Source organism: Limnobacter litoralis, from assembly GCF_030160455.1.
Taxonomy (GTDB): domain Bacteria; phylum Pseudomonadota; class Gammaproteobacteria; order Burkholderiales; family Burkholderiaceae_B; genus Limnobacter; species Limnobacter litoralis.
In genome coordinates this window covers 422,232-431,336 of record NZ_BSOJ01000015.1, presented here as the reverse complement: position 1 = coordinate 431,336, position 9,105 = coordinate 422,232, and the positions used below count along the sequence as shown (strand labels likewise).

The following is a 9,105-nucleotide window of genomic DNA, read 5'->3' as shown; positions in this document are numbered from 1 at the left end:
GGCGAACGAGTTACCGTTCACCACCCTTGATTCCGAATGAACTTACACAGAATTTTTTACAGGCTCAAAAAAGCCGGCTACCTGTCGTCAGCCGGCTTTTTTGTTTTTCAGTAAACTGGATTTACATGGCAGTGATCTTGCCATTGACCACCTTGACCCGATCACCCACTTGCCAATAGGGTCTTTCCTGGAATTTGTACTGATTGTGGGTGCCATCATCAAAGGCCACTTCCACTTCGTAAATGGTGGCGGCCTTGTAGTTTTTCTCGATTTTATTGCCAAGCACGGCTCCGCCCACTGCACCGAGCAATGTCATCGCGGTTCTACCGTTTCCAGCACCCATCTGGTTACCGATGGCACCACCCGCCACGCCACCTGCTACTGCGCCCAAACCACTGCCATTGCCCTCTACCTTGACGGCTTTCACGTCGACGATTTTGCCGCAGTCATGGCACACGGACGCAACCTGTTGCTTGCTTGATTCGCTGGCCACAGTTTTGTGATGTTCAACGGCCGCTTTCTTAACCGATTCCTTTTCAGCCGCCTTTTTATCGGCCGCCGCCTGTTCCGCAGTTGTCTGCATGGCTGCAGTTTGATCTGCATTGCTGGCTTGGCCCTTGGGCAAAACGCCCAACATGGCAGCGATTCCGACGCCACAAGCCAGAATGACTGCAATGGATGCAGCGATGAGTAGTGGATGCGTGCGTTTGGTGTCCATTTTATTCCCCGTTGTGTTGAGTGACAGATACCGTTATAACGCGAATCCCCTCCCATTGGTAGACAGAATGTATTACAGATTCTTGCGAAGCAGGGGATGAAAATCTTACTTGCTGAGGTAACGCATTGCTCGCTCAAGGCCCTCTACCGTAAGCGGATACATGTGGTCTTCCATGATGTTCTGAATGATTTCAACGCTCTGTCGATACTGCCAGAGACCCTGAGGTTCCGGGTTTAGCCAACAGGCTCGGGTAAAGCGGTCTAAAAAACGTCGCAGCCAGACCGCACCTGCTTCTTTGTTGTTGTATTCCACCGAGCCGCCAGGTTGAAGAATTTCATAGGGGCTCATGGTTGCATCACCGACAAAAATTAGTCGGTAATCTGAGTTGTATTTCCTGAGTATGTCCATGGTCAGGAAACGTTCACTGTGCCTTCGATGGTTTTTCTTCCAAAGAAAGTCATAGACACAATTGTGAAAGTAGTAAAACTCAAGATGTTTGAATTCACTGCGCGCCGCTGAAAACAGTTCTTCAGTGCGTCGAATGTGGTCGTCCATGGATCCACCCACATCGAGCAGCATCAATACTTTGACTGAGTTGTGACGTTCAGGGCGCATCTTGATGTCCAGCCAGCCTGCGTTTTTGGCCGTGGACTCGATGGTGTCATCCAGATCAAGCTCTTCAGCGGCACCCTCACGGGCAAAACGCCTCAAGCGGCGAAGCGCTACTTTGATATTGCGCGTACCAATCTCAAGCTGGTCGTCATAATCCTGAAAGTTGCGTTGATCCCAGACTTTGACCGCACTGCGGTTTCGGGATTCTTTCTGCCCGATGCGTATACCCTCGGGGTTGTAGCCATTGTTACCAAATGGGGACGTGCCCCCAGAGCCGATCCACTTGTTACCGCCCTCATGGCGCTCTTTTTGTTCCTTGAGAAGTTCCTGAAGGCGTTCCATCAGTTTATCCAATCCGCCCATGGCTTCAATGGCAGCCTTTTCTTCCGCCGTGAACTCACGATTGAAGCGCTTTTCCAGCCAATCTTTGGGGATGTGGGCGAATAGTTCGGCGTTGCCTTCCAATCCCTTGAAATAAAGACCGAAAACCTGATCAAAACGATCAAAAAAGCGTTCGTCCTTGACCAGTGTCAATTTGGACAGGTGGTAAAAGTTGTCGATGGACGGTGACATGAATTGCGCTTTCATGCCTTCCAGTAAGGTCAAATATTCACGCACCGTGACTGGAATTTTCGCATCGCGAAGTTTGAAGAAGAAATCGAGTAACACGCGTTAGATCCTGTTGCTTTTGCGGATCAACGACCCTGACGGGCCATGAAGACTAACTTCTCAAACAGCTCAATGTCCTGCTCGTTTTTCAGCAGCGCGCCATGCATGGGCGGGATGGCGTCTTTGCCGTCCTTGGCGTGCAGCGCCGAGGCTGGAATGTCCTCCGCGAGCAGCAGACGCAGCCAGTCGATTAGTTCCGAAGTCGTGGGCTTCTTTTTCAGACCAGGCAATGAGCGAATACCGAAAAACGAAGAGAGCGCCGCGTCCAGCAACTCGGTCTTGATGTCCTTAAAGTGCACATCCACGATGTCCCGCATGGTTTCTTTGTCAGGGAATTGAATGTAGTGAAAGAAGCACCTGCGCAAAAATGCGTCGGGCAGTTCTTTCTCGTTGTTGGAGGTGATCATGACGATGGGGCGATGCCTTGCTTTCACCAACTCTTTTGTTTCATAGCAGTAGAATTCCATTCGATCGAGTTCGCGCAGCAAGTCGTTTGGGAATTCAATGTCGGCTTTGTCGATCTCATCGATGAGCAGCACAACTGGCTTGTCTGCTTCGAACGCCTGCCAAAGCACGCCTTTGATGATGTAGTTGCGAATATCCCGAACCTTTTCGTCGCCAAGTTGCGAATCGCGCAACCTGCTCACCGCGTCGTATTCGTACAGACCCTGTTGGGCTTTGGTGGTGGATTTGATGTGCCATTGAAGCAATTCCAGGCCAAGCGATGCAGCCACTTCTTCGGCAAGCAGGGTCTTGCCGGTGCCAGGTTCACCTTTGATCAACAGTGGTCTTTGAAGGGTAATGGCCGCGTTGACCGCCAGCTTCAAGTCGTCAGTGGCGACGTAATTTTGACTACCTTCGAATCTCATTGCTGCTTTTCCTTGTAATGTCATTGCCCTCAAGTGTAAGGCGAAATCTGATGAATTTGTCCACGATTTGGCGTGGTAATAGACGCCTCGAAAGAACAAACGTACAATGAAGCGGTTTTTGTCTGGCGTATTAAAGTTCTAATTCTAAGTAGCCGGTTTTTTTCAAAAAACTATTTCAATCAAAGACGAGAGAGTGAGATGAGAGTATTGGGTTTGACTTTGAGTGCGGCGCTTGCATTTTCTTTGACATCGCCTGCCATGGCGGTGGAAGGCAACGCCAAAGCGGCTTTGGAGAAAAATGCCATGTGCATAGGATGTCACGGCATTCCTGGGTATAAGGCGAGCTTTCCGAGCGTATACCGGGTTCCATACATCGGCGGACAGAATGCAGCCTACATTGAGGCCGCGCTGAACGCATACAAGAAGGGCGACCGAAAGCATCCGACGATGCGAGGCATCGCAGAGTCCCTGTCCGATCAGGACATCGCGGATCTTGCTGCCTATTACTCACAGCTCAAATAAGCAAAGTCAAGTTATTCAAGGACACTCAAAATGAAAAAACAAATGTTCGCGGTTGCTGCGCTGTTTGCCTTTGCCAGCTTTGCTCACGCAGGTGATCTGGCTGCAGGCAAAGCGAAAGCAGAAGCCCAGTGCGCCGCCTGTCATGCGCAAAACGGAAACTGGAACAAGCCATTGGACCCCAGTTACCCCAAATTGGCTGGTCAACACAAAGATTATCTGATTCAGGCCCTGCACGAGTATCAGAGCGGAAACAGAAACAATGCGATCATGGGTGGGCAGGCTGCCACTTTGAACGATCAAGACATTGAAAATCTGGCCACTTATCTCTCAAGCCTGAACGGCGATTTGTACCTGAAGAAGTGAACTGGCCTTCTGGCGATTGCGTCAGATGTTCAAAACCCGCTCTCGTGGCGGGTTTTTTTATGCCTTGCCTGGTGGCAGGTTGCAATGGTCGAGAATGCAGTTGATGTAGCGCGCGCTGTCAAATGCAATGCCGTTTTTTTGTTGCTGATAAATTTGCTCAGCGAGACATTCAAAGACCTGGTGGGCCGCAAGGTGCTCGTCACCCAGCCTTTCGCACAGTTTGTCGTAGGCGCTGCGGATGCCGGGGGGTTGGTTAATGCTGATCTGTTCTGCCACAGCCAAGTGCATCGAGAGGTGAAGGAATGGATTGCCTTCTCCCGATTCCACTGAATAATCTTTGGCCAACACGTGTTCGATGTCGGCATCAAAAGTCGGGAAGTACTCCGGATGTCGGCTCATCCACTGAAGGGCAATACTTTCTGCGTCGGTCAGCGGTTGCTCTTGGTGGTATTTTTTCCAGGTGTTCAGGAAAAAAAGTCGCGCCTGATCTCGTGTGGGGTTAAACATCGGCATGAACCTTCAGGAATTCGGATTGAACAGACACAGACTGAGTCGATTGTTTCGGGGAGGGGCAAGTACTTTTTCTTGAAGTCCGAGCCAGTTGGCTTGACCGAAAATACCGATGATGTCGGTGTCTGGAAATGATTTCAAAATTTGTGCAACGTCGTCGTCAATGTCGTGACACATTTCGCTTCGCTCGAAGCCCGCAATCAAAAGCCCCATGGCTGGTGCTTGGCCACCAAAATGCGTCGCTATCAGGGGTTGCCAGGCTTTGAATTCTTCGTGCACAGCGTTGGGTGTTCGCCTTGCCAGGCGAATTTGTTGCCCTTTGGCGACCGGGGCCACCAGGCACATCGTTCCATCTGCATGCAGCGAGAGCACGGGTATCCAGCTTTCCCGGTCTTTGTCGATCACTTGCAGGCGCAGGCCAATTGGTTTGGTTTGCTCTTCTGGGCAGCCCAGTGCCAGTGCTGCGCTGACACCATCGACTTTCAGTAGAAAAAGGCCGTTGCTCTCGGTGACGGTTTTGACCTCAGTGAAAAACTCCAGACCCTCGGAATTGAGGGTAAGGGGCTGACTGACGCTTAGGCTGGCTGTGCTGTGGGGCTGGTGACAGAGTCTGCCGAATTCCAGCCGTGGCATGGACAGGTAGTTTGCACCATACGACAGCAGTCCGAGCGTGTCAGCCTGACTGCAATCTGAACCTGGTTCATTGCCCAAACCGGCCCGCAACTGTTCCATGACCAGATGATCGGTTTCGGCGAGGCACAGCGAGATTGTTTTTGAACCTGCGCCTTTTTGTTTGGCTGGCTCAAAGGCTTCCCCGAACACGGCAACCATCAAGGCGGGTTTTTGGCCATACACCTTGCCACCATGCAGTAGCCCCGAAACACAGCCACCCCAAATGTTCAGACAGTTTGTTTTGGAGATGCAGGTGTGCGCCAGAGACTCGATCAGGCTTGCAAAGTGAGGGCTGGCCAGCAGCACTACGCGGCTGATGAAGTCGCTACTGCGACGCAAACGAGCTTGTTCAACCACTTTTTCGATAAGCGCCACGCCCTCCTCGAGGTTGGGCGTTTCAAACACTGCGGCTTCACTGGCGTAGTTCATGGGTTCAGGCTCTGCGTGTTGTTACAGGTTTTTGAGTTTGTAGTCGCACAGGTCTTGGACGTTGCACTTTTTGCATTCTGGTGAGCGGGCCTTGCAGACATATCTACCGTGCAAAATCAGCCAATGGTGGGCATTGAGCATGAATTCACCCGGAATCACCTTCAGCAATTTTTTTTCCACAGCCAGCACGTCTTTTCCCGGCGCCAGACCTGTACGATTTGACACCCTAAAGATGTGCGTGTCTACCGCCATTGTGGGTTGGCCGAAAGCGGTGTTCAAAACCACATTGGCCGTCTTGCGACCCACTCCAGGCAATTGTTCAAGTGCTTCACGCGATTGTGGAACAACCCCCGCGTACTGGTCGCGCAGAATAACCGAGGTTTCGTAAAGGTGCTTGGCCTTCGATTTGTAGAGCCCAATCGTTTTGATGTAACTCTCGATGCCTTCAATTCCCAGGGTCGCCATGGCTGCTGGCGTGTTGGCCACCGGAAACAGTTTGCGGGTCGCTAGGTTGACGCCTTTGTCCGTGGCTTGGGCGCTGAGTAGAACCGCAGCGAGCAATTCAAAGTCACTGGCGTATTCAAGTTCGGTTTTTGGGGCCGGATTGGCCGCTTGAAACCGCTGGAACATTTCTGTGCGTTTTAGCTTGTTCATGAGGACTGCCTTCGGGCTCTTGCCCTGGCAATGGCGGCTTGAATCACAGCCTGCTTTTTAAGAGTCTCCTCAGTAGCAGGTTGGTTTTCAAGCCCTTGAAGTTTGTGCAGCGCTTTGGCTTCGAGGCGTTCTGCGTTGGCCTTGGCCTGCCGCTTCAACCGGTTATTGCGTTCGTGCATGCGGGCTCTGGCTGCTTCGGCGTCGGCCATTTCCCAATGGCTGTGCTCTGGCATGAAGACCATGTCAATGCAGTCGACAGGGCAGGGCGGGATACACAGTTCACACCCTGTGCACAATGCAGCAATGACAGCGTGTCGATGTTTGTTGGCACCTACAATGGCATCGACCGGACAGGCTTTGATGCACAGGGTGCAGCCGATGCAGTGTTCAGGTTGAATGCTGGCAATGTGGCGGGGCACCGTCTTTCCGCACTCGGGGTCCAGTGGCTTCTCGGCTTTGCCGAGCAGACCGGCCAGTGCAACAATGGTGGCTTGGCCGCCAGGCGGGCAGCGATTGATGTCAGCGGTGCCCGCATGCATGGCCTCTGCGTAGGGCATGCAGCCACCAAACCCACACTGTTGGCATTGGGTTTGGGGCAATAAATGGTCAATTTGTTCGATCAGAACATCAGGCATTCGCAGCAATGAATTCTCGTATCTTGGGATAAATCATTTCCCGCCAGCGGCGACCGCTGAAGATACCATAGTGCCCGCATTCAGGGGCAAGAAAATGCTGCTTTTTGCCCTTCGGAATGGAGGTACACAACTTGTGTGCTGCTTCAGTTTGCCCGGGGCCTGAAATGTCATCCAACTCGCCCTCAATGGTAAAAAGCGCCACTTGTTTGATGTCGGAGGGTTTGACGGGCTCACCACGCACTTTCCAGGTGCCTGTGGGCAATGCATGTTCCTGAAACACGGTCTTGATGGTGTCAAGGTAGTATTCAGCCGGCATGTCGAGTACGGCGTTGTACTCGTCATAAAAACGGCGATGAGCTTCAGCACTTTCACCATCGCCTTCAACGAGGTGAAGGTAGAAGTCGTAGTGGCTTTGCATGTGCTTGTCAGGGTTCATGCTGACAAAACCGATGTGCTGCAAAAAGCCGGGGTAAACCTTGCGCAGATAGCCTGGGTAGGTGTGTGGCACTGCGTAGATCACATTGTTTTCGAACCATGAAAATGGTTTGGTCGTGGCCAAGTTGTTCACTTCAGTAGGACTTTTGCGAGTGTCGATGGGGCCACCCATCATGGTCATTGTTTTGGGTTGTTTGGGGTCGTTTGCAGAGGCCATGAGGGACACGGCTGCCATCACGGGAACAGTGGGTTGACACACAGAGACCACGTGAAGATCTGGGCCAAGCAGTTGCATGAATTCAATGCAGTAGTGAACGTAGTCGTCCAGGTGAAATTCGCCTTCAGACAGGGGCACCATGCGTGCGTCTATCCAGTCGGTGATGTAAACCTCGTGGTCCTGCAGGAGTGTGCGAACCGTGTCGCGAAGCAATGTGGCGTGATGACCTGACAGCGGTGCTACAACAAGCACTTTGGGCTGGGGCTTCAGAGGTTTCGATTCGACAGGCAGTAGCTTTCTGAAGTGAAGCAGCCGGCAAAAGGGCTTGGTTTCAACAATTTCTTCGCAAATCGAAATCTCACGACCTTCACATTTCACGGTTTGAATGTTGAATTGTGGCTTTTCGTACTCTTTTCCGAGGCGATACATCAACTCAAAGCCAGCCGCAATTCGGCGGGAAAGTGGCGTGTGAGCCATTGGGCTGAACGGATTACTGTAAAGTTTCGCGCCAGCTTCCGCCCAAATTGTCATTGGATTGAGCATGGCGCGCTGTAGTTCGTGCAGCTGATAAAGCATGGTGTCCCCGAAACGGAATTGTTGACAGGCTTGTTTCGGTGATTATCAGTGAAATATTGGTGCGATGCAACATGCCATTGCCATGGCTAGGGAAATCACCAGTAATTTTCGACTGCGATCTCGCCTGGCTTTGTGGATCGGGCAGGGTTGAAGCCCATGGTTTTCAACACTTTCCGGATGTCTGTCACCATCTCCGGGTTGCCGCAAATCATGAAGCGGCTTCGATCCAGGTTGATTCCGTGTTGTGCTTTCGCCGCCAGTTGGCCCGTTTCAAGTAGCCGGGTGATTCGTTCATCGAGGCAGCCATCGATTTTTTCACGGGTGACCACCGGCAAGTAATGGAAACGATCTCCAATGTCTTCGTGCAGTTCAAGCAATGGGCTGTGGGTTGAAAATTTCTGGATCGTGTCCTGATAAACCAGTTCTTCGGCTGTTCTGGCACTGTGAACCAGGTACACGTGTTCAAACTGGTCCCAGGTTTGGGGGTCATTCATGATTGAAATGAACGGGGCCAGACCGGTTCCACTGGCCAAAAGCCAGAGGTCTTTTCCAGATTCGAAGCGTGCGGTGGTTAAAAAGCCGAAATTGGTTTTGTCGACGTATATCGGATCACCGACTTTCAAGTGACTGAGATGGCTTGTGAATGCGCCATCTGGCACGACGATCGAAAAAAATTCGAGTTGTTCGTCGTAGGGACCTGACACCATGGAGTAGGCCCTCCAGATGATCTCAGGTTCACCCGGGATTTTCTTCAGGTTTTCAACGCCGAGGCGAGCAAACTGCCCAGCCGTGAATTTGTACGCGGCCGGGCGTGTGCAGGTGAATGAAAAGAGTTTTCCCGGAACCCACGTGGTGACACTGGTGATGGTTTCGCGGGTGAATTTCTCGCTCACTCTTGCAAATATTGCAGTTTGTCTTTGACGTCTTTCCAGTCGTCAGCGTCTGGCAAGTGGTCTTTCATGCGGGTGATGCTTGGCCATTTGCCAGACAGTGACACGTTCAAATCGATGAACTTGACTTGGTCAGCAGGCACGTCTTCTTCGGCGTAAATGGCGTTTACAGGGCACTCGGGAATGCACACGGCGCAATCGATGCACTCATCTGGGTCGATGACCAGAAAGTTTGGGCCTTCACGGAAGCAATCGACTGGGCAAACGTCTACACAGTCGGTGTATTTGCATTTGATGCAAGACTCGGTCACTACGTGTGTCATGATTCTGTTGG

At 51.8% G+C, this 9,105-nt stretch carries 12 protein-coding genes; 2 read left to right on the top strand and 10 right to left on the bottom strand.

The window, feature by feature from the left end; genetic code table 11:
* Positions 1-121: 121 nt before the first annotated feature.
* From QQJ87_RS09105 to QQJ87_RS09095, 3 genes are all read right to left on the bottom strand, one after another.
* Positions 122-718, bottom strand: coding sequence for an outer membrane lipoprotein (locus tag QQJ87_RS09105; protein WP_284281335.1), 597 nt, complete (start codon positions 716-718; stop codon positions 122-124).
* Between the two features lie 105 nt (positions 719-823).
* Complete coding sequence (locus QQJ87_RS09100; RefSeq protein ID WP_284281334.1) at positions 824-1,999, bottom strand: vWA domain-containing protein; 1,176 nt, start codon at positions 1,997-1,999, stop codon at positions 824-826.
* 26 nt (positions 2,000-2,025) lie between these two features.
* Positions 2,026-2,868, bottom strand: a complete 843-nt coding sequence (locus tag QQJ87_RS09095) for an AAA family ATPase (protein ID WP_284281333.1) — start codon at positions 2,866-2,868, stop codon at positions 2,026-2,028.
* Between the two features lie 258 nt (positions 2,869-3,126).
* Between QQJ87_RS09095 and QQJ87_RS09090 the strand changes: the two genes are divergently transcribed.
* Both QQJ87_RS09090 and QQJ87_RS09085 read left to right on the top strand, forming a co-directional pair.
* Complete coding sequence (locus QQJ87_RS09090; protein ID WP_431310090.1) at positions 3,127-3,390, top strand: c-type cytochrome; 264 nt, start codon at positions 3,127-3,129, stop codon at positions 3,388-3,390.
* A gap of 30 nt (positions 3,391-3,420) precedes the next feature.
* The gene (locus tag QQJ87_RS09085) at positions 3,421-3,753 is read left to right on the top strand and encodes a c-type cytochrome (RefSeq protein WP_284281331.1); all 333 of its coding nucleotides are present in this window, start codon (positions 3,421-3,423) and stop codon (positions 3,751-3,753) included.
* Positions 3,754-3,810: 57 nt separating this feature from the next.
* Here QQJ87_RS09085 and QQJ87_RS09080 read toward each other — a convergent pair whose 3' ends face one another.
* The 7 genes from QQJ87_RS09080 to fdxA form a co-directional block, all read right to left on the bottom strand.
* The gene (locus tag QQJ87_RS09080; RefSeq protein WP_284281330.1) at positions 3,811-4,260 is read right to left on the bottom strand and encodes a DUF1841 family protein; all 450 of its coding nucleotides are present in this window, start codon (positions 4,258-4,260) and stop codon (positions 3,811-3,813) included.
* 12 nt (positions 4,261-4,272) lie between these two features.
* Positions 4,273-5,364, bottom strand: a complete 1,092-nt coding sequence (locus tag QQJ87_RS09075) for a hypothetical protein (RefSeq protein ID WP_284281329.1) — start codon at positions 5,362-5,364, stop codon at positions 4,273-4,275.
* Positions 5,365-5,385: 21 nt separating this feature from the next.
* Positions 5,386-6,018, bottom strand: a complete 633-nt coding sequence (gene nth, locus QQJ87_RS09070; RefSeq protein ID WP_284281328.1) for an endonuclease III — start codon at positions 6,016-6,018, stop codon at positions 5,386-5,388.
* A complete protein-coding gene (locus QQJ87_RS09065) occupies positions 6,015-6,653 on the bottom strand; it encodes an RnfABCDGE type electron transport complex subunit B (protein WP_284281342.1) in 639 nt (212 codons plus the stop codon). The genes nth and QQJ87_RS09065 overlap by 4 nt, the downstream gene beginning before the upstream one ends.
* Complete coding sequence (locus tag QQJ87_RS09060; protein ID WP_284281327.1) at positions 6,646-7,881, bottom strand: polyhydroxyalkanoate depolymerase; 1,236 nt, start codon at positions 7,879-7,881, stop codon at positions 6,646-6,648. The genes QQJ87_RS09065 and QQJ87_RS09060 overlap by 8 nt, the downstream gene beginning before the upstream one ends.
* Before the next feature lie 95 nt (positions 7,882-7,976).
* Complete coding sequence (locus QQJ87_RS09055) at positions 7,977-8,774, bottom strand: ferredoxin--NADP reductase (RefSeq protein ID WP_284281326.1); 798 nt, start codon at positions 8,772-8,774, stop codon at positions 7,977-7,979.
* Positions 8,771-9,094 (bottom strand): ferredoxin FdxA, encoded by a 324-nt coding sequence (gene fdxA, locus QQJ87_RS09050; RefSeq protein WP_284281325.1) that lies wholly within the window; start codon positions 9,092-9,094, stop codon positions 8,771-8,773. Before fdxA ends, QQJ87_RS09055 begins: the two co-directional genes overlap by 4 nt.
* Between the last annotated feature and the right edge of the window lie 11 nt (positions 9,095-9,105).

Excerpts from the sequence above, each read along its gene's own strand:
- QQJ87_RS09105 (WP_284281335.1), bottom strand. The coding sequence starts at position 718 with ATGGACACCAAACGCACGCATCCACTACTCATCGCTGCATCCATTGCA.
- QQJ87_RS09095 (WP_284281333.1), bottom strand. The coding sequence starts at position 2,868 with ATGAGATTCGAAGGTAGTCAAAATTACGTCGCCACTGACGACTTGAAG.
- QQJ87_RS09090 (WP_431310090.1), top strand. The coding sequence starts at position 3,127 with ATGGCGGTGGAAGGCAACGCCAAAGCGGCTTTGGAGAAAAATGCCATG.
- QQJ87_RS09085 (WP_284281331.1), top strand. The coding sequence starts at position 3,421 with ATGAAAAAACAAATGTTCGCGGTTGCTGCGCTGTTTGCCTTTGCCAGC.
- QQJ87_RS09080 (WP_284281330.1), bottom strand. The coding sequence starts at position 4,260 with ATGTTTAACCCCACACGAGATCAGGCGCGACTTTTTTTCCTGAACACC.
- QQJ87_RS09075 (WP_284281329.1), bottom strand. The coding sequence starts at position 5,364 with ATGAACTACGCCAGTGAAGCCGCAGTGTTTGAAACGCCCAACCTCGAG.
- nth (WP_284281328.1), bottom strand. The coding sequence starts at position 6,018 with ATGAACAAGCTAAAACGCACAGAAATGTTCCAGCGGTTTCAAGCGGCC.
- QQJ87_RS09065 (WP_284281342.1), bottom strand. The coding sequence starts at position 6,653 with ATGCCTGATGTTCTGATCGAACAAATTGACCATTTATTGCCCCAAACC.
- QQJ87_RS09060 (WP_284281327.1), bottom strand. The coding sequence starts at position 7,881 with ATGCTTTATCAGCTGCACGAACTACAGCGCGCCATGCTCAATCCAATG.
- fdxA (WP_284281325.1), bottom strand. The coding sequence starts at position 9,094 with ATGACACACGTAGTGACCGAGTCTTGCATCAAATGCAAATACACCGAC.